Annotated in this window: 17 protein-coding genes and 1 pseudogene; 10 read left to right on the forward strand and 8 right to left on the reverse strand. The window is 53.8% G+C overall.

From position 1 onward, the window contains the following. The first annotated feature begins 128 nt into the window (after positions 1-128). Together PY311_RS07760 and bilS are read left to right on the forward strand one after the other, a co-directional pair. On the forward strand, positions 129-4,856 hold the full coding sequence (locus PY311_RS07760) for an S-layer homology domain-containing protein (protein WP_286148109.1): 4,728 nt from the start codon (positions 129-131) through the stop codon (positions 4,854-4,856). Positions 4,857-5,876: 1,020 nt separating this feature from the next. Continuing rightward, positions 5,877-6,377, forward strand: coding sequence for a flavodoxin family protein BilS (gene bilS, locus PY311_RS07765; RefSeq protein WP_286148110.1), 501 nt, complete (start codon positions 5,877-5,879; stop codon positions 6,375-6,377). Between the two features lie 189 nt (positions 6,378-6,566). Here the strand turns inward: bilS and PY311_RS07770 are convergent. The 3 genes and pseudogenes from PY311_RS07770 to PY311_RS07780 form a co-directional block, all read right to left on the reverse strand. Further along, positions 6,567-6,698, reverse strand: a pseudogene (locus PY311_RS07770) (IS200/IS605 family transposase); the annotation flags it as partial. Between the two features lie 300 nt (positions 6,699-6,998). Further along, positions 6,999-8,165 carry a sensor histidine kinase gene (locus PY311_RS07775; protein ID WP_286148111.1) on the reverse strand — a complete coding sequence of 389 codons (1,167 nt, stop codon included), beginning with the start codon at positions 8,163-8,165 and terminating at the stop codon, positions 6,999-7,001. Further along, positions 8,162-8,839 (reverse strand): response regulator transcription factor, encoded by a 678-nt coding sequence (locus PY311_RS07780; protein ID WP_286148112.1) that lies wholly within the window; start codon positions 8,837-8,839, stop codon positions 8,162-8,164. The genes PY311_RS07775 and PY311_RS07780 overlap by 4 nt, the downstream gene beginning before the upstream one ends. Positions 8,840-8,981: 142 nt before the next feature. Between PY311_RS07780 and PY311_RS07785 the strand changes: the two genes are divergently transcribed. The 3 genes from PY311_RS07785 to PY311_RS07795 are packed head-to-tail and all read left to right on the forward strand — an operon-like array spanning position 8,982 to position 10,919. Beyond that, on the forward strand, positions 8,982-9,128 hold the full coding sequence (locus PY311_RS07785; RefSeq protein ID WP_286148113.1) for a CD1871A family CXXC motif-containing protein: 147 nt from the start codon (positions 8,982-8,984) through the stop codon (positions 9,126-9,128). After that, entirely contained in the window at positions 9,121-10,032 is a 912-nt protein-coding gene (locus tag PY311_RS07790) for a 4Fe-4S binding protein (protein WP_286148114.1), read from the forward strand. Before PY311_RS07785 ends, PY311_RS07790 begins: the two co-directional genes overlap by 8 nt. Further along, positions 10,029-10,919, forward strand: coding sequence for a TlpA disulfide reductase family protein (locus tag PY311_RS07795; protein ID WP_286148115.1), 891 nt, complete (start codon positions 10,029-10,031; stop codon positions 10,917-10,919). The genes PY311_RS07790 and PY311_RS07795 overlap by 4 nt, the downstream gene beginning before the upstream one ends. On the opposite strand, the gene PY311_RS12665 is transcribed toward PY311_RS07795, so the two are convergent. Next, entirely contained in the window at positions 10,892-11,197 is a 306-nt protein-coding gene (locus tag PY311_RS12665) for an S-layer homology domain-containing protein (protein WP_350309717.1), read from the reverse strand. The two genes, PY311_RS07795 and PY311_RS12665, sit on opposite strands and share 28 nt — an antisense overlap. Positions 11,198-11,763: 566 nt before the next feature. On the opposite strand from PY311_RS12665, the gene PY311_RS07805 reads away from it, so the two are divergent. The 4 genes from PY311_RS07805 to PY311_RS07820 all read left to right on the forward strand — a co-directional run bounded on the left by PY311_RS07805 (position 11,764) and on the right by PY311_RS07820 (position 19,456). Then, entirely contained in the window at positions 11,764-14,340 is a 2,577-nt protein-coding gene (locus PY311_RS07805; protein ID WP_286148117.1) for a cation-translocating P-type ATPase, read from the forward strand. 92 nt (positions 14,341-14,432) lie between these two features. Then, positions 14,433-15,530: an AI-2E family transporter gene (locus tag PY311_RS07810; protein WP_286148118.1), complete on the forward strand. Its 1,098-nt coding sequence runs from the start codon at positions 14,433-14,435 to the stop codon at positions 15,528-15,530. Between the two features lie 1,077 nt (positions 15,531-16,607). Further along, positions 16,608-17,534, forward strand: coding sequence for a prepilin-type N-terminal cleavage/methylation domain-containing protein (locus PY311_RS07815; RefSeq protein ID WP_286148119.1), 927 nt, complete (start codon positions 16,608-16,610; stop codon positions 17,532-17,534). Positions 17,535-18,304: 770 nt separating this feature from the next. After that, on the forward strand, positions 18,305-19,456 hold the full coding sequence (locus PY311_RS07820; RefSeq protein WP_286148120.1) for a tyrosine-type recombinase/integrase: 1,152 nt from the start codon (positions 18,305-18,307) through the stop codon (positions 19,454-19,456). Between the two features lie 422 nt (positions 19,457-19,878). Here PY311_RS07820 and PY311_RS07825 read toward each other — a convergent pair whose 3' ends face one another. The 3 genes from PY311_RS07825 to PY311_RS07835 are packed head-to-tail and all read right to left on the reverse strand — an operon-like array spanning position 19,879 to position 22,005. Beyond that, positions 19,879-20,796, reverse strand: coding sequence for a radical SAM mobile pair protein B (locus PY311_RS07825; protein ID WP_286148121.1), 918 nt, complete (start codon positions 20,794-20,796; stop codon positions 19,879-19,881). Further along, positions 20,784-21,473 (reverse strand): radical SAM mobile pair protein A, encoded by a 690-nt coding sequence (locus PY311_RS07830; RefSeq protein WP_286148122.1) that lies wholly within the window; start codon positions 21,471-21,473, stop codon positions 20,784-20,786. Before PY311_RS07830 ends, PY311_RS07825 begins: the two co-directional genes overlap by 13 nt. Before the next feature lie 28 nt (positions 21,474-21,501). After that, positions 21,502-22,005: a flavin reductase family protein gene (locus PY311_RS07835; RefSeq protein WP_286148123.1), complete on the reverse strand. Its 504-nt coding sequence runs from the start codon at positions 22,003-22,005 to the stop codon at positions 21,502-21,504. A gap of 154 nt (positions 22,006-22,159) precedes the next feature. On the opposite strand from PY311_RS07835, the gene PY311_RS07840 reads away from it, so the two are divergent. After that, positions 22,160-22,513 carry a winged helix-turn-helix transcriptional regulator gene (locus tag PY311_RS07840; RefSeq protein WP_187015899.1) on the forward strand — a complete coding sequence of 118 codons (354 nt, stop codon included), beginning with the start codon at positions 22,160-22,162 and terminating at the stop codon, positions 22,511-22,513. Between the two features lie 1,235 nt (positions 22,514-23,748). Here the strand turns inward: PY311_RS07840 and PY311_RS07845 are convergent. Then, a complete protein-coding gene (locus PY311_RS07845) occupies positions 23,749-24,942 on the reverse strand; it encodes an IS110 family RNA-guided transposase (protein ID WP_286148124.1) in 1,194 nt (397 codons plus the stop codon). Positions 24,943-25,230: the final 288 nt, after the last annotated feature.

The raw sequence follows: 25,230 nt of genomic DNA on the forward strand, positions 1-25,230 counted from the left end.
CAATAAATCCGTGAACCTGTAAAAGTTGCCCGGGGGCGCCCCCGGGCCCGTAGGGGAGACCCCTACGGGATACCCCTCTGCCCGCGGGAGAACGATTCGGGCGGAGCATGAAATGAAGGAGGACCCCTATGAAAAAACGAATTTTGAGCTGTTTTATGGCGCTGGCCCTGTGCCTGACGCTGCTGCCCACAGCGGCGCTGGCAGAGGAGACGGAGGGGACGGAGGGGACGGCGCAGACGCCCCCGGCCGTGGAGGAATCGACAGACCCGGCAAACGGGGAAGCGAAGCAGGAGAGCCAGTCTGCGGAAGCGAAGCAGGAGAATCAGCCTGCGGCCCCGGAGCAGGAGGGCCAGTCTGCGGAAGCGAAGCAGGAGGGCCAGCCTGCGGAACAGGAAGAACAGCAGGAGGACCCGGCTGTAAAGCAGGACGAGGCCGTGGTCAACCTGCAGGCGATGATCGACGCTCTACCTGACGCGGCGGAACTGGACGGCATGGACGATGCGGAGGCCATGGCGGTCTACGAGGCGTTTCAGACCGCCTGCGAAGCGTATTATGAAACCCTGACCGAGGAACAGCGGGAACAGCTGAAAAACACGGAGAAGCTGGTGGCGCTGTCCAAGTGGTTCAATGAGCAGGTGGCCCCGCTGGCGGACATGGTGGAAGTCTTTCCGGATGATGTTGATGCGAATGGTAACATTATACCGTATACCAGTTTCAGCCGAACTGGCCCCATACTAACAGCAGAAATGGCGAAGCAACCTCTGAGCAGCCAATTCTACATAGTTCAAAGCGACATGACCATCAACGGGGATTTGACCGTAGATGGTTCGCAAATGGGCGGTCTTGTTCTCTGCGGCGGCGCAACGCTGACGGTCAACGGCGCTTTGATACACACCGGCGGAAACGCATTTTACATTTACGGGCAAACAAAAGACGGTAAGGGCACCGGAAAGCTGGTCATCAATAATTCAAATGGCAAGGACGCGGCGATCCGGTTGGAAGGTACAGGATATGTGCATCTGGGTATCAACAGCGGCGTGGTGGAGCTCCACGGGGGGAGCGCTCAGAAACTGGTCGATGGGGTTGGACTGTACAGCACAAAACCGATACACAAGGGCATCCTTAACGGCAAGGTGGTATCTCCCTCGGAGTGGGGGGCTTCCAAAATAGAGGGAACTTCGCTCGTCCTTGAATACTGCGATCATCTTAATCCTACATATACGCCCTCCGGGTCTGCAAAGCATAAAAAGATCTGTGACCAGTGCGGTTTTAATGTGACAGCGTCGTCACCAAAACTGGCGGATTGCACCTTTGATGGCACTGGCGGCTACGCCCAAGACGATGAAAACGGCCACTATGCGCTCTGCATCTGCGGCAACAGAGCCACCGCCGCGACAGAGCATGACATGAAAACTACTTGGACAGATGATGGTCAGTGGCACACTTCAAAGTGCACAGCCTGCGGCTATACCAGCGGCGAACCGGCACCGCACACCTATAAAGATGGCACATGCACAGTCTGCGGCTATGCCTGCCCCCACAAGGTGGTCAAAGACGGCAAATGCGCAGTCTGCCAGATGACCGGCATCGTGGCCACCGTTGACGGCACCGCTTATACGGAAATTGCCGCAGCCGTCACCGACTGGCTGGCAAACGGCGGCACGCTGACCCTGCACGCCGACGGCGGCGCCAATGCTTTTACAGCGTTCGGCGCGGCCAAAACTTTGACCATCGACCTGAACGGCCACCGGATTAACTGCGACACCGACAGTGGACGTACTGAGGTGAACCTGAACGGCGTTGATTTGACCATCCGGGATTCCAGGGAAAAGGTCAGCAGTCAAGGCGTGTTCGGCCCCATCAACGCCGACAGCGGCACGCTGACTATGGAAAGCGGCTATCTTACGGGCCTGACGGTGCCGGACGATTCTAAGGCAAAGCTTCACCTGCATGGCGGTATAATAGGTATTATCTGCTCAAAGCCCGTCTATACCCTGCTGGACGATGGGTATGCCCTGATGAATGGCAACATCACCGTAGATCCGACCGCGATTTTGAACGGAGGTACTGCAGTTTATACCGCTAAAGACACAAAGACGCAGCTTCTAAGCAAAGAAGAAACCGCCAGCGCCGCCATCGGCAGCAATACGATCCCCTTTACGCTTTCGCTGAAAACAGACGATGAAAACATCGGGCGGATGGGTTTTGAGTGGTACGTCGTGAAGGAAAACGGTACAACGCAGAAGATCGCACCCTCCAATAGCAATGATATTGAGAAAAGACCGGACGAGAGCGGCGCTTACCGGTTTGACAAAGAGACGGTCGATTCCATCAACTGGACTGATTTGGAAGCCAACGAGACCTACGATGTCCTCTGCGTGGTCAACGGAAAGGAACGCGGCGGCGCTTACCGCTGGCAGACGCCCCTGCGGGGCTACAAGCTGACCGTCACCCCGGCCGACCTAAACAGCGGCAATACGGAGATCGAGGTCACAAACGCGGACAGCCTCGTGTATACCGGTAAGGCTCTTACCCCGGAAGTCAAGGTGACCTACAACAGCGCAGAATTGACAAAGGACAAGGATTATACCGTTTCCTACGCAGACAACACCAACGCCGGAACGGCCACTGTGACCGTCACCGGAAAGGACAATTACGGCGGGACGGTATCCAAGGAATGGAAAATCATCCCGGCGGAACTGGACATCTCCAGAGTGACCGTGCCTGACAAGGCCTATGACGGCACCGCCGATGCGACCGGTACTGACGTGACCTTTACCGGACTGAAAAATAATGAAAATTTCACTGCGGAGGATTACGCCGTCACGGCTCAGTTTAACAATGCCAGCGTGGAGCAGAACAAGTCTGTTACTGGTACGGTGAAACTGAAGGAAAACAGCAAGACAAAAAACTATGTGCTGAAAGACGGCGGGGCCTTCACCGCCTCCGGCAACATTACCAAGGCAGACGCACCGACCAGCACAGAGCAGCAGACAGTTACCGTCACGAACAACCGCGCGCATACCTATGAATTCGATCTGTCCGCGCTGCTGCCGAAGCTGGAAAGCCCCAAGGAATACGGCGAGGTGACGTATGCGCTGGGTACGGATGCAATCAACTTTACCAACGATGGTTATTACGATGCAACGAAGGAGAGCGCGGAAGTCAAGGACGGCAAGCTGATTTTGCCCATTCAGGCCGTGGAAACGAAAGAAACAGGCAGCATTGGTTCTGTCGAGGTCAAGGTCTCTACGACCAACTACCATGACTTCACCCTGACCATCAACGTCGAGGCCACCAACAAGACCGTCCCCACCGGTACGCCGACCCTGAGCAAAACCACGCTGGCTTGGGGCGAGCAGCTTAACACCATCACCCTCTCCGGCGCGATGAAAGACGGCGATACCGAGGTCAAGGGCACGTTTGTATGGACGAGTCCTGAGACAACGCCGGACAGCATGAGCGATTTTGAGGCAGAGTGGAAGTTTACGCCGACAGAAACGGCTGTCTATGCGGAAACCTCCGGCATGGTGACGATCAAGGTCATTAAGGCCACGCCCACCGGCGCGCCCAAGTACACCGCCATCACCACTGGCGGCAAAACACTGGAAGACGCAAGCCTGACTGCCGGCACCATTCAGCCCGAGGGTACAATTCAGTGGGAACTGGACGAAACGACGGTTGTGACGGCGAACACGGCCTACAAGTGGGTCTTTACGCCGAAGGACCAAGAAAATTACGATGTGCTGACCGGTTTCATCACGCCATACAGCGTGAGCAGCAATACCGGTGGATCTTCCTCCGGCGGTTCTTCCAGCGGCGGCGGTTCGTCCTCCGACCGGGACGACTACGACAGCAACCCGGTCATCAAGACGGAGACGAAAAACAATCCTGACGGCTCCACCACCAAGACCGAGACCCGCAAAGACGGCTCCGTGACCCAGACCACCACCGCCAAGGACGGCGGCGTTTCCAAGACTGAGACCAAGAAGGACGGAAGTTCCATTACTGAAACCAAGCTCGCCGACGGCTCCACCGGCACGGTGAAAACCGACAAGAACGGCCAGACCGAGGCGAAAACTGCCCTGAGCAACAAGGCCGTGGAGGACGCCAAGAAGAACGGCGAGGCCGTCAAGGCCCCTGTGGAAGTCGAGGCTTCCCGTGATTCCAGCACCGCCCCCACCGTCAAGGTGGAGCTGCCCAAGAACGCGGGCGAGACCGAGGTGGAAATTCCCGTTTCCAACGCGAAGCCCGGCACCGTGGCGGTGCTCGTCCATCCCGACGGCACGGAGGAGATTTTGAAGGCTTCCGTTCCCACCGAGAACGGCATCCGCCTCACCGTGGACGGCAATGCCACGGTGAAGATCGTTGACAACTCCAAGGATTTCATTGACACCCGGAATCACTGGGCGAGGGAGGAGATCGACTTCGTCAGCGCCCGCGAGCTGGTGAACGGCGTGAGCGACACGATCTACGCGCCCAACGCCTCCGCCACCCGTGCCCAGCTTTGGACGATTTTGGCGCGGCAGAACGACGCGGATCTCTCCGGCGGCGCCAACTGGTACGAAAGGGCGCAGCTGTGGTCCAAGGATAAGGGTATTTCCGACGGCACGGAGCCCAACGCCGCCATCAACCGCGCCCAGATGGTCACCATGCTGTGGCGCACCATGGGTCAGCCCACGGCAACGGATAAGGTCAGCTTTGCTGATGTTCCCGCCGGCAGCTACTACGCGCAGGCCGTGGCTTGGGCCGTGGAAAGCGGCATTACCGCCGGCGTGGGCGGCGGACGCTTCGACCCCTCCGCCACCTGCACCCGCGCGCAGATCGCCGCGTTCCTGGCACGCTCCATGAAGTGACACAAAAACAGCTCCGGTCCCTTTCAAGAAAGGGGACCGGAGCTGTTTGCCGTGAACTGCCGCTGTTCCAGAAAAAACGGGACACATTTTGCACCGCTGAAAGATGTGTTGAATCTCTCAATAATTATCCGTTTTCCTTGCGCATTTACCGTATGCTATCCTCGTCCAACGGTGACGATGATATAATTCCCCCATGCAGACGGAGGATCCCTGCTTTATCCCTGCTTTCTTTTTCGCCCTCGAAAAAGTTGTGAAAAGCATAGGAAATGCAGTCATACCAACATTTCCAACACGTTGGTCACACGGCCTTCAACACCTCCGGCACAAACGTTTCATGTTTGCTTTCACGAGCGAAAGTGAGTACACACTCGGCTCTTCAAGAAAAATCGCACACATCGGCTTACATGGCGAAACAGGGGGGCTTCCCTCCCTCGGCCACAGCACAGTCTTGTGCTACCAGCGAAATTACTCTGAATGCCGTATCTGTAATCCCAGATTCCGCCACGCTTTTATAAACATACATTTCCCGGTTCTCTGTGCCCCCACTATCAGCAACAGCTCTATTCAAAAGCTGTTTCAGGTATTGTCAGAGCTGCTGAAATAAGCTATGATTGATATGGTCGGCAAGTTGAGCTGAGCGAGCATGGACAAAAATATAGGTGCAAACACGATTACGGAGGAAGACAGTACGCCCTGCTGCGTCGAAGAGTGCGGAAAAAGGGAGTGCAACCGCTATCCTGCTTGATAATCCGGATTTGCAAATAAGACCGTTAAGGGATGGGTGAATGAATGAAGATCATATATGAACTTTCCTGGCTATGGGAAACGCTGGGCATTGCGCTTATGGCGGCGGTTGCTTGTGTGACTGGTGCTATGCTGATATGCAGAGCAAAAAAAAGAAGAAACTCAGCATGAAGAGCACAGTAGTTATCGGGATTGCAGCCTTTATAATTGCCATCGTTGCAGTTATTGAGATTGCCCGGATTCCGATGCCGCTTTGACGAAACAGGAGGCTTTGATATGGGCAAAGGAAGATATTCAATTGTATTCAATAGCCTGACGGGCAATACGAAGAAACTTGCCGATACAATTTATGCAGTGCTTCCCAAAGAAAACTGTGACTATTTCGGGGCACCTAAAGAAGGAGGGCTATACTCCGAGATGCTCTATATTGGGTTTTGGACGGACAAGGGGAATGCAGATAAGTCCACCCTGACATTACTGTCAACGTTGAAGGGCAAAAAGATCTTTCTATTTGGAACAGCGGGCTTCGGCGGCAGCGATGCATATTTCCAGAAGATACTCGATCATGTCAAGCGGTCTATCGATTCAAGTAATTCCGTGGTCGGAGAATATATGTGTCAGGGCAAAATGCCGCCGTCTGTACGGGAACGCTACATGAAAATGAAAGCACAGCCGGAGCATCCGGAAAGTATCGATGCGCTGATTGAGAACTTTGACCGAGCTCTCTCCCATCCGGATGGGAATGATTTAGAGAGACTTAGAAAGGTAATTGTGTGATAAAATCTCAACATGATCTGACAAAAGGCGGGCTGTCGCTCGGAATGGGCGGTGACCCGCTCATCATTTCAGTGCATCTCCGATCCCGCTGTTTTTAGTCCAAAATAAATCAAAGCCTCCGGCTAAGCCGGAGGCTTGAGTAAGCCCTATAAGGGCTTTATACGGGCAATGCCCCTTAAGGGGTTTTGGTTATGCCTTAGTATTCTTGCTCCCCGTAAACGGGTCTATAAATTCCTTGATGCTTACTTGGTCGGCTATTTGGTCTTCTTGCAGTTGGTTCTGTATGTAAGCTTTAATCGCTTTTTTGTTTCGTCCTACTGTAAACATGGCTCTTTGCAGGAAGGTCACGGCCTGCGCTCTCATGCAGGTGGCATCGGGAGAGAACTTTCCACCGCCCGTTCCTGTGTAGGCACCGTTTTCCACAGTCCAGACCACAGCCTTGGCATATTAAGCACCTGCTGGGACATCAAAGAAGATGCCCATCTCCGATGATACTTCGCTGATTGCCGCTCCAGTCTGACCCTAATCTCTTTATGCTGAGCTTTGGCCGATGCCTTGGAGCGGCGCTCAAGTACCTCGCTTGGTTTGACCGTAATCAGATGACTTGTAAAAAATACTGTTTTACCCCCTGACGGTGTCTGTAATCGATGCGGACAACGGAAGTGTTACGGCCAGCACACTGCCGCTGTCATTGCTTTCCTCCACCCAAACGCGGCCGCCGTGGAGCCGTGCGATCTCCCACACCAGCGGAAGGCCGAGTCCCGCTCCGCCAAGCTCGCGGCTGAGGGACTTGTCCACGCGGAAAAAGGGCTGGAAGATACTCTGCCAGAACTCCTGTGGGATGCCGCGGCCAGTATCCGCTACATGGATGACCGCCTGTCCGTCCCGTTGCTGAACATCCACCTTCACCATACCACCGGGACGGTTATATTTGACGGCATTCTCCACCAGATTGAAAAACATCCGGCAAAGCAGCATATCGCTGCCGACAACGGTAACATCCTCCCCCTCACGCGAGAGGGAAATCCCGCTGCGCTCGGCCCGCAGGGCGAGGTCAGCAAAGACCTCATCGATCATGGGCGAAAGCAGAATGACATCGTCGCGTGGAACGGACTGAAGATCGCTCATGTCCAGCAGCGCATGCGTGAGCCGACTGAGCCGCTGGACTTCGTCCTGCAGGGCGTCGAGGAACGCCGCGCTTTCCGGCAGAATATCCGGATGCTCATCGGAGAAAAGCTCCAGTTGTGTTTGCAGCAGCGTCAACGGCGTGCGCAGTTCATGGGCGGCGTTGCCGACGAACTGCCGCTGGGCGTCAAAGCCGCGGCTTAGGCGCTCCAGCATTTCATTGAGAGCGTGGGTGAGGGAGCGAAGCTCCGGCAGGGTCTCTTCGTCGAGCCGGATCTCGGAAAGGTTGCTTGTCTCCACCTGTTCGGCCTGCCCGGCAAAGCGGCGCAGCGGACGCAATGCACGACCGCTGACGAAATAGGCCAACATACCGCCGAGCAGTGCGATTGCTGCTGTGATGTACCAGTTTGTTGTGCGGAAACGCGCCTGCGCCCCACTGACAACGATTGTCAAGCCCTCACCGGATGGGACGAGCTGTGGGTCAAAGCTGGCAGTCTCTCCGTCCTCGAAGACAATAGGACCATAGTCTTGAAGTGAATCCGCGATGGAGTCCATATAATATACGCCAGACGAGCAGAGCAACAGATTCATGGAGATGCAGGTGACACCTGTAAGCAGGATGGTCATCAGCGTGATGCGCCATTGGAGAGACAGCTTCTTCATTCTTCCGGTCCTCCCAACAGATACCCTTCTCCGATGCGGTTATGAATGGGATCATAGCCCATCGCAGCGCGCAGCTTTTTCCGCAGTGCGGAGATGTGGACGCGGATGGCATTGCTGAAGCCGTCCACGCTATTGTCCCAAACATGGTCGATCAGTTCCTCCTGACTGACCGGGCGGCCCCGATTGAGCAGCAAATACTCTAAAATGCCGCTCTCTTTTTTGGTGAGGGAGACGTCCTGTCCGTTCACCGCGGCGATGCGGCTTCTTGTGTCGAAGCGCAGTGTGCCGAAGGAGAGACACACATCCGGCTGAATGAACTGCCGCTGGGTCAAGCTGCGGATGCGCGCTTCCAGCTCGGCCAGCGCAAAGGGCTTGGAGAGATAGTCATTGGCACCTGCGTCAAGGCCATCCACCTTGTCGGCGGTGCCGCTGCGGGCTGAGAGAATCAGCACCCGCGTTTCGCGGTCAGTCTGCCGCAGTGTGCGCAGCACGCTCATGCCGTCCAGCTTGGGTAGGTTCAGATCCAGCAGCACCAGATCGTAGCATTCCACCTCCAAAAGCTGCAATGCCTGCTCGCCGTCGTAGGCGAGATCTACGCTGTAACCCAACCGGCGCAGTCGGCGTGCGACGGCATCGCACAGCGTGCGTTCATCTTCAATGAGCAAAAGACGCATGGTATGCCCTCCTTTTCCCGTATAATCTATCCGAAGTATAGCACATTGCGATAAAGTTTTTGTTAATTTTCCGTTCTTAACATCAGCTTTAGGGGCGAAGCGGTATGATGAGATGCAGAAAAAGCGAAAGGGTGAAGAAAATATGAGAGTTGACCGCAAGACTGCGGTGCAGATTGCGCTGTTGTTCGCCGGAGCTGCCATGCTGTGCGTCGGCGTACTGCGGGGCGAAACGGCCACGGTGCTGAGCAAGGCCATTAAAGTATGTCTGGAGTGTGTGGGGATTGGATAAAAAACATCAAACAATTTCCCATCTCCTTGCCCGCTGGCGGGGATGGATCCAGGCGGGGGCGGCGCTGCTGACCAATCTTCACCTGCCGAACTTCTTCAAGGGAAGTCTTTATCAGGGGGCGGGAAAGACCGTCTGCGTGCCGGGGCTGAACTGCTATTCCTGTCCCGCGGCGACCGGGGCCTGTCCCATCGGCTCCTTTCAGGCGGTGGTTGGCTCATCGAAGTTCCGTTTCTCCTATTATATCACAGGCTTTCTCATCCTGTTAGGGGTTTTGCTGGGACGCTTCATCTGCGGCTTTCTCTGCCCCTTTGGGTGGTTTCAGGAGCTGCTGCATAAAATTCCCACAAAAAAGCTCTCCACAAAGAAGCTGAAGCCTCTGACCTACCTCAAATACGCCGTTTTGCTGGGGATGGTCGTTTTGCTGCCGGCGTTTCTGGTGAACGACGTGGGTATGGGGGACCCCTTTTTCTGCAAGTACCTCTGTCCGCAGGGCGTGCTGGAGGGGGCGATCCCGCTGTCCCTCGCCAATTCCGGCATCCGGGCGGCGCTGGGCAAGCTGTTTACCTGGAAGTTCAGTATTCTGCTGGCGGTGGTTGCGCTGAGCGTGGTGTTCTACCGGCCGTTTTGCAAATGGCTCTGCCCGCTGGGGGCGTTCTACGCACTCTTTAACCGGGTGTCCCTCCTTCAGATGAAGGTGGACGGGCATAAATGCGTTTCCTGCGGGAAATGCGCCAGAGCCTGCAAGATGGACGTGGACGTGACGAAAACGCCCAACCATACCGAGTGTATCCGCTGCGGGATGTGCGTCAGCGCTTGTCCCACCGGGGCCGTGAGCTTCCGCTATGGCTTTGGAGACGGAAAACAAAATATCAACATTGAAGAAAACACGGAGGAAACAACATGAAGATGAAGAAATTGACCGCGCTGCTGCTGGCAACGCTGATGGTGCTCACTCTCGCCGCCTGCGGCGCGAAGGGTGACAGCAAGACCGACAACAGCAGCGACACGGCCCAGACGGAGGAGGCCGCCGCCACCCACAAGTCCCTGATGGATCGGGAGAACGAGATCCTGTCGGAGAACACGGAGCTTTGGGAAAAGGTCTTTCTGGCGGCGGACAAGGGCATGGCCATGATCGAGGACGGCAAGAATTACGGCGATTTCCTGCTGGACACCATCGAATCCGCCAAGGACCAGTTCAGCGATGAGGAATACGCGCTGCTGAAGAAGTCCGCGCAGGAGATCAGCGAGATCGAGAATAAGCTGACCGAGCTGGAAAAGCAGCATCCCGAAATTCTGAATGAGGAGACCGACGCCAACGGCGATGTGCAGAAATTCCCCTCCTTTGAGGGCAAGGATCTGGACGGCAACGAGGTCAAAAGCGACGAGTTGTTCTCCGCCAACGCCGTCACCGTGGTGAATTTCTGGTTTACCACCTGCAGCCCCTGTGTGGGTGAGCTTGGCGATCTGGACGCACTGAACAAGGAGCTGGCGGAAAAGGGCGGCGCCCTCATCGGCGTCAATACCTTCACTCTGGACGGCGATGAGGCAGCAATCTCGGAGGCGAAGGATGTGCTGGCCAAGAAGGGTGCGGCCTATCAGAATGTGTATTTTGACTCCGACGGCGAGGCAGGAAAGTTCACTGCCAATATCTTTGCCTATCCTACCACCTATGTGATAGACCGGAACGGCAACATCGTGGGCGAGCCTATTGTGGGCGCTATCACGGAACAGAAGCAGGCGGAGACGCTGCAAAAGCTCATCGATCAGGCCCTTGCCGCCGATATGGGCTGAGGATATCCTGGCTTCGCCCTTTGGAAAGAGGGACTCCATGGCACGAAAAGGCATGGCGCTTCTATTGGATACGCCGTGCGGGTCGGACATATACAAACAATAAAACGGAGAGGGCGCGTACCGATTCGGTACGCGCCCTCTCCGGGGGGGATGAGCGTCACGATCTGTGTGCAGGTGCAGTCATTGTTGGGGCCGAACAGACCACTGCCGATGCCGCCGGTGATGCCGTTCTTCTCCGCCCATTTCACGGCTTCGTAAAAGCGCAGGGCCTTATCCACAAATTCACTGCGGCTTTGACAGTTATCCGCTTACAGCCAACCGTCCATGCGGCTGATCTCGCTGGGACGCAGCCAGATCGTGGTACTTTTCTTATTATCATCCATTTTTCTTCTTTCCTTATATTATATGAAATAAATTTTACGGCTGTGCAGACATATCGCCAACACCGTGCTATACTGTACGGGAAATTGAGAGTACTATCCTTTCAAGGAGGTGTGCACGGCAAAACCGATGTAAACATCTCGCCGGAAACCATGCTGGACGGAAGTCTGACCTTGCTGATGCTGGGAGAAAATCAAAAGCTGAAAAATACTTCCACCTGTAAGAATCTGTACAGGTAAAATTCTTAACGTCCTTTAGCAGGCGTCCTTCTTGACAATGTGAAAAGAATGGTGTATCCTTCGTTTAAAAGGGAGTAGCTTGCACAGCTTTGTGTATCCGTTGGCGTCAGTACGAGCCGTTTGGCTCCGCTGCGGATTGAAATGGCGAGACTTTTGTATCAATGTGAAGGCATTGACGCAAAAGGGTTCGCCTTTTTTGCGTCCGCCGAAAGGAGACACAGTACATGAAGCAGGAAAAGAACATTTGGGAACAATCCCGCGTGGAGCTGTTCCAGAAACTGGATTGCCGGGAGACCGGCCTATCACAGGAGGATGCGGCGCTCCGTTTGTTGAAATACGGTGCCAACGAACTGCACGCCGGCAAGCAAAAGAGTGTTTGGCAGATTTTTCTGGGGCAGTTTGCGGATTTTCTGGTGTTGATCCTCATTCTGGCCGCCGTCATCTCCGCCTGTATGGGGGACGTAGAGAGTATGATCGTCATTTTGGCGGTCATCACCATGAACGCAATTCTGGGCACCGTTCAGACGGTGAAGGCCTCCGCATCGCTGGACAGCCTGAAGCAGATGTCCGCTCCCACCGCCAAGGTACTGCGGGACGGTCAGATCGTACAGATCCCCGGCCGGGAGGTGGTTCCCGGTGATGTGGTCATATTGGAGGCGGGAGATTCCGTCTGTGCCGACGGACGCCTGTTGGAATGTGCCAGTCTGAAGTGCGCGGAGAGCGCCCTTACCGGCGAGAGCCTGCCGGTGGAAAAGGATACGGAGCCGCTCAGTGGAGAGACGGCCTTGGGCGACCGGAAGAACATGGTGTTCTCCGGCAGCTTTGTCACCTATGGGCGGGGCCGCTTTCTGGTGACGGCCACCGGCATGGACACGGAGATGGGCAAGATCGCCCAGCTTCTGAAAAATACGGAGGAGCGGAAAACACCGCTGCAGGTCAGTCTGGATCAGTTCGGCAGAAAGCTGTCGATCATCATTCTGGTGATCTGCGCCGTGCTGTTTGGCGTCAGTGTGCTGTGGCGGCACGAAAACGTGATGAACGCCTTCCTCTTCGCCGTCGCTTTGGCAGTGGCGGCCATCCCCGAGGCCCTTAGTTCCATCGTGACCATCGTGCTGTCCTTCGGCACCCGGAAAATGGCCAGGGAAAACGCCATCATCCGCCATTTGCAGGCGGTGGAGGGGCTTGGCAGCGTGTCGGTCATCTGCTCGGATAAGACCGGTACGCTGACCCAGAACCGCATGACGGTGCGCAAGCTCTACACCGGCGGCGAGGTGATCGACGCCAAGGACGCGGACTTCCGGGACCCGTTACAGGAGCCGCTGCTGCGGACGGCCCTGCTGTGCAGCGACGCGGTCATCAGCGGGGATACGGAGATCGGCGACCCCACGGAAACGGCACTGGTGCGGCTGGGGGAGACCAACGGCTTTGACGAGGATCTCGTCCGGAACCGCTGGCCCCGTCTGACAGAGATCCCCTTCGATTCCGACCGGAAAATGATGTCCACGGTCCACAAGCTGGCGGGGGGCCTGATGCTGGTCACCAAGGGCGCGACGGACGTGCTGCTGGACCGCTGCGTGGTGACGCCGGAGGAACGGGCGAGGATCGAACAGGTCAACGAACAGTTTTCCAACGAGGGCCTGCGGGTGCTGGCCTTCGCCTGCCGCAGCGTGGACAGCACGGCCATCAGCCTATCGGATGAAAACGGCCTGACCTTCCTCGGCCTCATCGCCATGATGGACCCGCCCCGGGAGGAATCCAAGGCGGCGGTGGCGGAGTGCATCCGCGCCGGTATCCGTCCTATTATGATCACCGGCGACCATAAGATCACGGCGGCGGCCATCGCCCGTGAGATCGGCATTTTGCGGGACGGTACGGAGGCCGTGGAGGGCGCGGTCATCGACAGCATGAGCGACGAGGAATTGCAGGACTTTGTACCGAAGGTCAGTGTCTACGCCCGTGTGTCCCCGGAGCATAAGATCCGCATCGTCCGGGCGTGGCAGCAGCGGGGCAATCTGGTAGCCATGACCGGCGATGGTGTCAATGACGCCCCCGCTCTCAAGCAGGCGGACATCGGCGTTGCCATGGGCATCACGGGAACGGAGGTGGCCAAGGATGCCGCCGGTATGGTGCTGGCGGACGATAACTTCGCCACCATCGTGAAAGCCGTGAAGAATGGCCGGAACGTGTATGCAAACATCAAGCGGGCCATTCAGTTTCTGCTCTCCGGCAATACGGCGGGCATTTTAACGGTGCTCTACGCCTCTCTGATGGGACTGCCCGTGCCCTTCGCGGCAGTGCACCTGCTGTTCATCAACCTGCTGACGGACTCTCTACCCGCCATCGCCCTTGGCTTGGAGCCTCACACCGACGAGGTCATGTCGGAAAAGCCCCGGCCCCGGAACGAAGGCATCCTGACCAAAACCTTCCTGTTCAGCGTGGGCATCGAAGGACTGGTCATCGCCGCCGCCACCGTCACGGCCTTCTATCTGGGGCTGAACGCCGGCGGCGCCGCTGCTGGGCAGACCATGGCCTTCGCTACCCTGTGCCTGAGCCGGCTGTTCCACGGCTTTAGCTGCAAATCCCAGCATCCGGTGCTGCTGACCCGCCACTTCTGGAATAACCGTGCCCTGTTGGGTGCCTTTGCCATCGGCGCGCTGCTGTTGGGGCTGGTGCTGCTGGTTCCCGCGCTGGAACCGCTGTTCGCAATTGCGCCGCTGTCTGTTGGCATGGTCGGTGCCATTGTGGGACTGGCCTTTGGCTCTATGCTGGTGATTCAGCTTCTGAAATGGATCCGGCGGTAAACGAGCAATATTATTTATATCGTGAACGAAAAGAGACAATGGAAAGGGCGTCTCGAACCCGGTGAAAATCTTAAAGGCGGAGGGATAGATCTATGAATAAGCAGCTGAAGCAGGAGATCCTTGTAGTTGCCTTCGGTGTGACGCTTTTTGCGGCGCTGATGAATCTGAATGCTGTGGCAGGCTTTTTTCGCACCTTTACAAGCATTTTGTCACCCGTATTTTCAGGACTGCTGCTGGCATTCATACTAAGCGTCCCGATGCTTGGCATTGCACGGCGGCTCACAGGCATCTTTCCAAGGCTGAAAGAAAAGACAGTTGATGCCCTGAGTCTGGCACTGACAATGGCCTGTGTTGTGGTGTTGGTATGCTTGCTGTGCGTATTGGCAATCCCGCAGTTGACTGCGTCGGTCAAAAGCATTGCTGAACTGGCAAGGGCAAATTGGCCGAACTGGGCAGCTCTGCTGAATAGTTATGGAATCGACACCACGGAACTGACTAAGCTTGCGGCGTCATTCAATTGGAAAATGGCAGTGGAGAAGCTTTTCACCGGTGCAGGAGCTGTGATTGGCTCAGTTGTTGACCTGGCAGGCTCAACCGTCACGGTTACGGTAAACGCTGTGTTTGCAATCGTGATCATGTTCTATGTGTTGTTAGGCCGCCGTGAGCTTGGCAGACAGTGCCGCAGTTTCCTGTACGCTTATTTCAAGAAGCCAACAGCAGAGCGTATCTGCCACGTTGCAAAACTGACGCACGACACCTATACAAAGTTCTTTTCCGGCCAATGCATCGAGGTGCTGATCCTCGGCACAATGATCTTTCTCGCGTTTTCGGTCTTCCGCATTCCTTACGCGGCTCTGACCGCGGCTCTGACTGCGGCGTTTGCGTTTGTTCCATATATTGGCGCATTTGCCTCCTGCTTGATCGGTGTGCTGCTTACGCTTATGGCTGTACCGGAAAAGGCAATTTTGTGTTTCATTGTTTATCAAATGGTGCAGTTCATTGAGAATCAGTTCATCTATCCCCATGTGGTCGGCAGCAGCGTAGGTCTCTCACCATTGTGGACACTATTGGCCGCCCTGCTGGGCGGAAAGCTGTTCGGCATCATTGGCATCGTGTTTTTTATTCCACTGGCTGCGGTGATCTCACAACTCCTGCACGGTGATATCGAGCATCGGCTCGCCGTGCGCTAAACGATAAGCCATACAAATGGCAGGGCAGGCCGCTAAGCTGCCATATAGGAAAACCGACTCTTCTGAACAGCCAGATGCGGCGGATATTCAAGGGTTGCCCGGATGCTCAGCAAAAGGATATGTTGAATGAACTGCTTGTCGACCATTACAGCAATACACTGTTCCTTGTGTGGCAGCGGTCGGCTGTGAAATGCAAAATTTGTGATAAGGAGCAAGCAATCAAGTATTTGCTGAGGCTTTTGTTAATACAATAGGGTTGAGCAAAACTCCGATTTGCGCATAAGGATATACAGAAAATAGTGCTATAAGGCTCGCTCAAGCCATATATATCGTGTCTTGATTTCGCAATAATTGAGTTTTGCTCATCCCTATTACAGAATGTGTCTGACCCAGTCTTGACCCAGAATCCGAAAAAAGCGGACAGGCATGGACGGAAACAACGGAAAATCCGCCGAGCGACCGGTGGTAAAAAGCACAAATCGGAGCCGAAACGGCTCCGATTTTCTCTTGAGACTGCCTCATAACCCGGAGGTCGCAGGTTCGAGTCCTGTCTCCGCAACCAGAAAGTCCTGATTTCTTGCGAAATCAGGACTTTTTCCGCACTTTTTCATCTGATAACTTGCTTGCTGTTTTTTCTGACCCAAACGCTGACCCCAACGGGATAGCGGAAAGGATCATACCGCAGTTTTTAAGGAATAGGAGCAAATATTTATCTGATATTTTTTCACGGCGATATTTCCCTATGCATAAGGTCATGTAATCGTCGCTCTCTGCGCTGCATCTATTTTCTTACTAATATACGGATATTCCTGCCGGCAAATTCAGTTGCAAACGCTTTCGTACTATGGTACGATGGGTTTGGTCAATCGGAATTTACGGGAGATCCGCCGTTATGATCAAGGGATCAGCTGAGGCAGGTATGAATCGAACCGCAGTTTTATGATCGGCTGCAAATATAAAGGTTCATTATTTCCCCCCTGCCAACAAAGGAAAGGCAATTCTAAATCAATGCAAAACAGTTATTACAGGCAACTGTCTATGTCTATGATACTACATCAAAGATAAAGCAGAGATCATATGAAACAAAACAGCAACGGATTTACATTAATGGAAATGCTGATAGTCATTGCGATCATCGCCATATTGATTGCAATTGCGATTCCGGTATTTGCATCACAGCTCGAAAGAAGCAGGGAGGCCGCAGACCTTGCAAATGTACGATCTGCTTATGCGCAGGTATCCACCGAGGCACAACTCGGAAATCCAGCGTCCACTGTGACGGTCGATCTGCGGCAGAAACAGGAAGATTGGCAATCGATAGACCCTATAAATATCGGTGGTATCGTCCATTCCAAAAATCAAGGTAATACGGACAACTGGAAAGGCGTTGCCGCGCCAAACGGAACCTGTGTCGTGTCGTATAGCGAAGACTATGGAGTCATTCTTACTTGGAGCGGAGCAGTTGATCCGTCCACGCCGAAATACCCATTTAACACAAGTGTGGACGCAAAGGAGTACTTTCAGCTTCTATATGACACAGATTTTTGGAAGGATGGCAAGGTAAAAGACAACACAAATTTTGAGTTTGATTCCAGATGTCCAAAGTCGGACTATGTTCCGGCCATTTCCGAGTCAATCAATAAGCTGGTCAACAGCCTTCTGCAGCAGCCGGACTGCACATGGGCCTATCTCGGCAACGGAAGGGATGGTCAGCAGGCCAGCCGATACCTTTTCTGGACCTCTTTGAACACAGATAAGGTCGGCACCGGAAAGAATATTCCTGTCATTATCCAAACCGGCGACGGAAAATATTATGTTTCCGAAACCACCACCGGACAAAGAAAGGGCAAGACCTATGTCACCGTTTCGGAATCGCTCACTTCACAAAGTCAGTATCAGCAGATCCTGAAAAAGGGAGAGCAATTTTCCTCATTAGACGCGGCCTACGATGCCTACCTCAAAGCGTTGGGTGATTCCAAGTACGATTCCGTTCGTAATTCTTAGCGGCATATTTATGTCGTGCAGCACGTTTCATCCCTTTTCTCCGTCCATAATTCTCTGAAACGCTCATAAGGCGCCACAACCGACTGCGTTGAACCCTCCATCAACTTCCTTTACATCTCCGACCTAAGAGCCGCCCGCACTGCGGGCGGTTGACCTACGAAACACCTGCCTGCGGGCAGAAGTGACCCGGCAGAGCGTCGGTTCCGACGCCAGCCCTTTATCCTGTTTTCTTTTTCGTCCTCGAAAAAGCCGCGAAAAGCGCAGGAAACGCAGTCATATCAACGTTTCCAACACGTTGGTCACACGGCCTTCAACACCTCCGGCGCAAGCGGCCACGTTTGCTTTCACTCCTAAAATTGAGTACACACTCGCCAGCGTTCAAAGAATCGCACACAGCGGCTCACACGCCGAAACAGGGGCTGTTTCGGATGGGGGTGGTATCACTACCCTCGGCGTGCTCCGCGTGTTGTCGAAACGCTGGGCGGCCGCTTGTCAAAAGGGCGCATTTGCCGTTTTCTGAGGTTGGGTAGCCTTCATTGACTGCTACAAAATAAGCATAGCATCCGAGCCTTCATTTGCGCTTCGGATGCTATGCTTATTTTGTACCAACCAAAGAAGAGCATCCCCCGGCAACGCAAAAATTGCGCCGCAATAGACAAAGAAAAGAGCGATGCAAAGCAATTGATAACTTTCTGATAACAGTTCGGTTTTCCGATAGCTTTCCTCTGCTGTTTACGGTATGGTTTGCCGTTACAAAGGGGGGTGATATCATGCCGAAAAGACGAGCGAACGGGGAAGGGAACATCCGAAAACGAAAGGACGGACGCTGGGAGGGAAGATACACTGTCGGTCACGATCCCGAAACCGGCAAAGCCATCATCAAGAACGTGCTGGGTAAAACGCAGGCCGAGGTCAAGGAGAAACTGAAAAAGGCCATCGAGGAAAATGTCGGCATCGACTACGGACGGGCCAAGACCTACACTGTGGGGAGTTGGTTGGAAGTCTGGATGGAGAACTACGCAAAAATCAAGCTGCGCCCATCGACCTACAAAACCTCACAGGGCTTTCTGAAAAACCACATCAAACCGCAGATCGGCGGCGTTCCACTGGCAGAATTGACTTCTCTGGACTTGCAGCGGTTCTACAAACATCTACTGGACGGTGGCCGGGTAGACCGCATCGAAGCGAAAAAGAAGCCGAAAGGTCTGGCACCAAAAACGGTGCGGAACATCCATCAGATGATCGGCTCGGCGTACAACCTCGCCATGGAGCAGAAGTTGGTAACCCGCAATCCGACACAGGGCTGCGCCTTGCCGAAAGTCGAACACAAAGAGATGAAAACCCTGACCGCCGACCAACTCAGCGCCTTCTTCCAGGAGGCCAAGGACAGCGGCGTGTACGAGCTCTACTACCTCGACCTTGCCACGGGATTGCGCCGGGGCGAACTGCTGGGCTTGAAATGGACGGATGTGGACTTCGACCGCAGGGTGGTCAAGGTGCAGCGGGCCATTTCCCGGCAGAACGGCAAGGTGGTCGAGGCCCCGCTGAAAACGAAAAACGCCTACCGCACACTGCCACTGTCGGCAGATGCGATAGACGTTCTGGTGCAACAAAGAAGAAAAACGGGCAACAGCGAGTGGGTATTTCCGTCACCAACAGGAGGCCCCATGTCACCGGACAGTGTCCTGCATATGCTCCAACGAGTACTAAAGCGAGCAGGGCTGCCCCGCATCCGATTCCATGACCTCAGACACACCTTTGCCACCATGGCCCTCCAGAATGGCGTGGACGTAAAAACCGTCAGCAGTATGCTGGGTCACTACTCCGCAGGCTTCACGCTGGACACCTACGCTCATGTAACGACCTCAGCCAAGCGTGAAGCGGCAAAAACAATGGGCAACCTTCTCTCTGGTGCGGTATAATCCTTTCCGCTATCCGCTCCCGTTGGGGTCAGCGTTTGGGTCAGAAAAAATGGGGAGTAAGTTATTGGGCACAAAAGTGCGGAAAAAGTCCTGATTTCGCAAGAAATCAGGACTTTCTGGTTGTGGAGACAGGACTCGAACCTGCGACCTCCGGGTTATGAGGCAGTCTCAAGCGCAAATCGGAGTCGTTTCGGCTCCGATTTGTGCTTTTTATCACCGTTCGCTCGGCGGATTTTCCATTGTTTCCGTCCAGCCCTGCCCGCTTTTTTCGTGTTCTGGGTCAAAAGTGGGTCAGAGAAAATTTTGAAATTACAAAACAAAAGTTGTCAAGCGTTTGTCCAATATAATTTTTATCACGTTGACACACGTAACTTAGAGTGTGGGTGTCGATTGTCCATACTACGTTTCAGAGCACCCTAAGATCATACTTTTTGAGTTCGCTTCCCGGTGTTCTCAGAGCCGCGTACTTCCTCGTGGTAAAAATAATCCACAATGACCGGATGTCCCGGCTCTGCCCGGCCATAGGGGAGTTCGTTGTCCACAAAGGGACAACCACATTCTCTTGCAAGGTGCTCCGCCTGTTCTTCCAGACCACGGAAGTAGCTTCTGTCCCTCTTGTTGTAGATAGCGTCGTACAGCGGAACCAAGTCAGGATGTTTTTTACGTATATAGTCAAGGATGTCTTTTTTGAAGCCGCCTCGCAGGTTTAGATTTTCTAACCATATCAGGTCGCATTGATTTCTGACCTGATGGAAGATAGCCTCAAAATCCGTGATACCGGGAAAAACCGGAGCGATAAAGCACACGGTGCGGATACCTGCGTCATAAACCTGCTTCATGGCATCCAACCGCCGCTTGATGCTGACGGCATTGTCCATATCGTTTTTGAAATCCTCGTCCAGCGTATTGATCGACCATGAAACCGTGACCTTTCCCAGTTCTTTCAGAAGGTCGATATCACGGATTACCAAGTCTGACTTGGTACAGATGAGAATTTCCGCCTCGCTGCCCCGAAGCTGCTCAAGAAGCTTTCGGGTGTTCTGAAACTGAGCCTCCTGGGGCAGATAGCCATCGGTCACAGAACCGATGACTACGCGCTGCCCTTTGTACTTTTGCGGGTTTTTGATTGCCGGCCAATATTTCACATCCAGAAAAGTACCCCAAGGCTCAGTATGGCCGGTGAACCGCTTCATGAACGAAGCGTAGCAATACTTGCAGCCATGGGTACAGCCCACATAAGGATTGACGGAATAGCCGCCCACCGGCAGGGTGGATTTTGTCATAATATTTTTGGTTTCTACATCCTGAATCAGAATGCTACTATCTTTCACTTCCGCCATGTCTTCTGTTCCTCCAATACCCGGTAAAAAGCCGGGGGAAATTCTTGTACCATATGTGTTTCTCCCATGATAGGAAGTAGATCTTCCTTCATGAATACAGGGATGCCAAGCGCATGGGCCTGATGTGTCAGGTTCCATATCCATTCCGGTTTCGATACGGATTTGCCCTTCCTATGTCCGGTCTCAGTCCCAATGACGATCCACTCAATTCCAGTAAGGTCCACCATGCCAACATCATCAAACATAGGTTCAAAGGTCACATGATAGTGTCCGCCATGGATATGCTCCCGCAAAGTCCGGATACGGTTTTTCTCTTTACTGGAGGTAACAGTTACACCAAACCAAGCGTTGTCTAATGAGGTGGAAAAGACGATGCCCTCCGGTCTCTTAGTCAAGAACAGATACTGATGCTGTGGGTTTTCAGTCATCTTGTCAAATATCTGTTCCCGCCACTCTGACTTCCAGTGGGAAAAATCGCTCATGCCGGTGAGTAGAAAATTCTGTGGGCGCTTTTTCTCCATCAGCCGCAGCTTATTGGGAAAAAACTCCGGCTTTTCAAAGTCGTCGATCATGTGAAACCGACGAACATTGTTTCTGGCGTAGCAGTAGCTACAGCCGATCGTACAGCCAATCACCAGATTCATGTTCTGAATACAGTCTTTGATACAAACAGCCACCGCTGACACCTCCTTACCGTTTTAAGATTTAGCCTTCTGCCGCAGGTGCAACTTTCCCGAAGCCGTTCCAGGCATACAGGCCCTTCTTGTCCTCATTGCCCAGGAACTTGTCCACCTGACAGATGTGCAGGATATGGTCACCAACTTCCACTGACTGCTGCAGGGTGGCCACCATTGCCAGACGAGTATCCACCGGAATCTGGATGTCACTGCCCTCCACAGCCATCATCTCGATGTTGTTGGTGGCCACCTTGTCGGTTTTGGCACCGGTAGACGCTCCGCAGGTCATCACCACCTGAGCAAGACTCTCGCCAGGAACGGTGACAATCACCTTGCCGGTCTCCCGTACCCGCTCACCGGTGTGGGACTGTTTTCCTGTGGCGAAGCCCACCATAGGCGGATTGAAGGAGAGGTAAGATACAAAGCAAATGGGAGCCAGGTTTGTAGAACCGTCCTCCTTTTTAGAACAGATCAGTGTCAGCGGATTGGGGGAGGTCAGAACAGTAGCCTCCATAATGTTCAGTTCTTTCATGTCATTCAGACCTTTCTAAGAAATCTCAGTCGTTGACTGCATGGCCAACCAGTGATATATTTATTATATCTGATAGCAATTTTCGTTCAAGTACGCAAATTATTTGTATCTGGTATCAAAAAATATACTGCAAAAGACGAGGAAAGATCCAATTATGACTTATGAAGAATTCAAAGAAAAGGTTGGCAGTGTCATTCTAACCGATGATGGAAACTGCCCGGTCACGCCGGTGGTTCAAATGCTGCAGGGCAAATGGAAACTCCAAATTCTCTATGAACTGTGCATCAAGTGTCCCATGCGGTTTGGGGAACTGAAAAAGATGCTAAAGCCAATTACAAATACAGCGCTGACAAATGCCCTCAAAGAGTTGGAAGCCGATGATTTGATACAACGAATCCAGTACAATGAGATGCCGTTGCGAGTAGAATACTCCCTAACACTGAAAGGGCAAGATTTGTTGCCGGTATTTTATGCCATTATGCAGTGGGGAATAAAATATATCCCTTGAATTTCTAAAACAAATGATTTCAAAAAATTACTGGTGTAATTTACCCTTGACAGATCTCATCACAATGCAAAAAGCTCTTTAGATGGGCGAAGCTGGCTGTAGTCATAACAAAGATCCTTTGTCCGAGCCAGATCATCTGATAGCTCTTTAGATCATTCGCGTCATGAAGCATTTGCTTCAGCATTTTTTCCTTTTCTGTCATTCTGGCTCACCCTCATTTCCGAAAGATTCGGATTTGGGACTTATCGTACCATAACGCAAAAGTGTTTGCTACTGAAATTGCCGACAGGGATATCTGCATATTAGCAGAAAAAGTGACCGCGCAGGGAGTGCTGCTCGGCAACCTCAGAAAGCGGCAAATGAGCCCTTTTGACAAGCGGCCGTCCAGCGTTTCAGCAGCACGCAAAGCGCGCCGAGGGTAGTGATAGCGCTCCCCACCTTGCACACGCGGAAAGCTCTGAGCACAGGGCGTACAAGCCGCAATTTCGACAGAAACGAAAAAGATCACGCAGCCCAGCGGGGCCGCGACGCCTCGGAACAGCGACACGCATGAGCGCATCGCTGTTCCGAGGTTCTCTGCGTTCTTCGGGAGCACCTCCCGGCCAAGATCCCAAAGCGGCAAAGTACGCCGTTCTGCCCCCTGGCCACGCAGAGTTTCCGAAACGTGTGAAACAGTCCGAGGGTAGTGATACCACCCCCACCTCGCACGTTCAGAAAGTACTGCGCACAGAGTGAAAAAACAGCAATATCACCAAGTTGCAAACAGAGCAGCGCAGCCCAGCGGGGCCGCGATGCCTTCGGAACAGCGACGCGCATAAGCGCATCGCTGTCCCGAAGGCTCTCTGCGTTCTTCGGGAGCACCCACGACCAAGCCCCAAAAGCGGCAAAGTTTGCCGTTCTGATACCCGGCCCGGGGATGTTTGTGAACGTGCGGAACGGTCCGAGGGTAGTGATACCACCCCATCTGAAACACCCCCTGTTTCGGCGTGTAAGCGCTTGTGTGCGATCTTTCTCCGAAAGCCGAGTGTGTACCCGCTTTCGGGAGTGAAGGCAAACGTGGGCCATTTGTGCGAGAAGTTGAAAAACGGGATGAGAAGCGGTTTGGAACAGCATTGTGGCGGTAACTTTTTGGCGATATTTGCGGGCACGCTTTTGGACGAAAAGCCGAACTTTACAGGAAGGTTTTCTGAGTGGTGAAGGCCGTTCGATTTTAGCACAGACCGGCTATGTATTTGTCAAGCAGAAATCTCATTTGGGATGCAGGGCGTATAGGCCTTGTTGTCTCTCATAACGGCGTAAATGATGGAGACCATCTTCCTGCAGGCGTGGCCCACGGACGCCATGTAGGGCTTCCCTTCATCCCGTTTTTTCTGAAAATAAAGCTTCAGCGCCGGATCGTGAAGCACCGCCGATGAAGCCGCCAGCCAAATGGCGTGCCGCAAATAAGGCGAGCCTCGTTTGGACATGCGGTTTCTGACACCGTTGTATTCGCCAGACTGCCGCATGGTTGGATCGATCCCCGCGTAGGCGGCAAGCTTTGCCGCGGAGGGAAATCGGCTGATGTCTCCGATCTCGCTGAGGATGTACGCGCCAAGGGTCGGGCCGATGCCGGTGATGGTGGTGATCGGTGTGTCCAGGGTATCCATGATCTCCGCGATCTTGCGGTCCATTTCTCGAACCTGCTGTTTCAAGAAAACGAGGTGCTTTGCGTAGAGCCGGATCATCGTGCTGAAAACATCGCCGGCCATGGCGAAGCCAAAGGAGTTGCGCGCGAGCGCCTGAAGTTCTTGGGCTTTCGCCATGCGGAAGCGCTTGTGGCTGGAGACTTCGATGAGATGACAAAGCTCCTCAAAAGGCATCTCGGATAATTCCTTTGGCGTAGGACAGGTTTGCAAAATCGCCATGGAGGTGTCGCTAAACAGATTGGTAAAAGCAGTTTCATATTCAGGAAAGACCTGATCCAGCAGGGCAACGACCTTTCGCTTAACATCTGCCTGCATGGAAACGATGGCGTGCCGTCCACGGCACAGCTCTCTCAGTTCATAAATGTTTTCCGGGTGCAGGGTAGACTCGGAGAAGTGTCCAAAACGAATCACCTCCGCGATGAGCAGGGCGTCCCTCGGATCTGTTTTGGCCTGACGGATATAGAAACTGCGGATGGAGTTGGTCTGCACCGGGTTGATGACCTGAACACGGAAGCCCTCCTTCTGAAGTCTGGTAAAAAGAGCGAGCCAGTAGTGTCCGGTGGCCTCCATTGCAAAGGAAACCTCGTCAAGCGGCAGTTTGGCCTTGGTGAGCATGGCCAGCAGCCGATTGTACCCGGAGCAGTTGTTGGTGAAGGAAAACGGCTTGATGATGACGGCACCCTCGCCGTCGATCACGGCTGCTTCATGCTTTCTCTTGGCAATGTCGATGCCAACGATGTACATAGTGCAGGCTCCTCTCGTGTTCAAATTACGGACATTCCTCGTGCTGCTGAAGGTCACAACCTGTTGCGAGATCAGAAGAAAGCGATTCATCGCTTCGACATCCGGCTCATAAGTGACATCCCACAGGGCAGAGGTTCCAGTCTGTGCGCAGTAGACTTGGCTACAAAGATAGAAGCAGGAAATTCTCTGTCCGCATGAGGATATTATATCATCGCTCCCTCAAGGGGCGTTGATACCGGTTTTGAAGGCGTTTTGTGGGGAGATATCCCCGTTCGAAAATATAACAAG

Origin of the sequence: Neopoerus faecalis, assembly GCF_029218125.1 — a bacterium.
In the GTDB taxonomy this organism is placed as follows: Bacteria; Bacillota; Clostridia; order Oscillospirales; family Oscillospiraceae; genus Oscillibacter; species Oscillibacter faecalis_A.

What these genes read in the sequence shown, in the direction of transcription:
- PY311_RS07835 (WP_286148123.1), bottom strand. Translation starts at nt 22,005, where the DNA reads ATGAAAGAACTGAACATTATGGAGGCTACTGTTCTGACCTCCCCCAAT.
- PY311_RS07785 (WP_286148113.1), top strand. Translation starts at nt 8,982, where the DNA reads ATGAGAGTTGACCGCAAGACTGCGGTGCAGATTGCGCTGTTGTTCGCC.
- PY311_RS07760 (WP_286148109.1), top strand. Translation starts at nt 129, where the DNA reads ATGAAAAAACGAATTTTGAGCTGTTTTATGGCGCTGGCCCTGTGCCTG.
- PY311_RS07815 (WP_286148119.1), top strand. Translation starts at nt 16,608, where the DNA reads ATGAAACAAAACAGCAACGGATTTACATTAATGGAAATGCTGATAGTC.
- PY311_RS07820 (WP_286148120.1), top strand. Translation starts at nt 18,305, where the DNA reads ATGCCGAAAAGACGAGCGAACGGGGAAGGGAACATCCGAAAACGAAAG.
- bilS (WP_286148110.1), top strand. Translation starts at nt 5,877, where the DNA reads ATGGGCAAAGGAAGATATTCAATTGTATTCAATAGCCTGACGGGCAAT.
- PY311_RS07775 (WP_286148111.1), bottom strand. Translation starts at nt 8,165, where the DNA reads ATGAAGAAGCTGTCTCTCCAATGGCGCATCACGCTGATGACCATCCTG.
- PY311_RS07805 (WP_286148117.1), top strand. Translation starts at nt 11,764, where the DNA reads ATGAAGCAGGAAAAGAACATTTGGGAACAATCCCGCGTGGAGCTGTTC.
- PY311_RS07795 (WP_286148115.1), top strand. Translation starts at nt 10,029, where the DNA reads ATGAAGATGAAGAAATTGACCGCGCTGCTGCTGGCAACGCTGATGGTG.
- PY311_RS07840 (WP_187015899.1), top strand. Translation starts at nt 22,160, where the DNA reads ATGACTTATGAAGAATTCAAAGAAAAGGTTGGCAGTGTCATTCTAACC.
- PY311_RS07810 (WP_286148118.1), top strand. Translation starts at nt 14,433, where the DNA reads ATGAATAAGCAGCTGAAGCAGGAGATCCTTGTAGTTGCCTTCGGTGTG.
- PY311_RS07845 (WP_286148124.1), bottom strand. Translation starts at nt 24,942, where the DNA reads ATGTACATCGTTGGCATCGACATTGCCAAGAGAAAGCATGAAGCAGCC.
- PY311_RS07825 (WP_286148121.1), bottom strand. Translation starts at nt 20,796, where the DNA reads ATGGCGGAAGTGAAAGATAGTAGCATTCTGATTCAGGATGTAGAAACC.
- PY311_RS07780 (WP_286148112.1), bottom strand. Translation starts at nt 8,839, where the DNA reads ATGCGTCTTTTGCTCATTGAAGATGAACGCACGCTGTGCGATGCCGTC.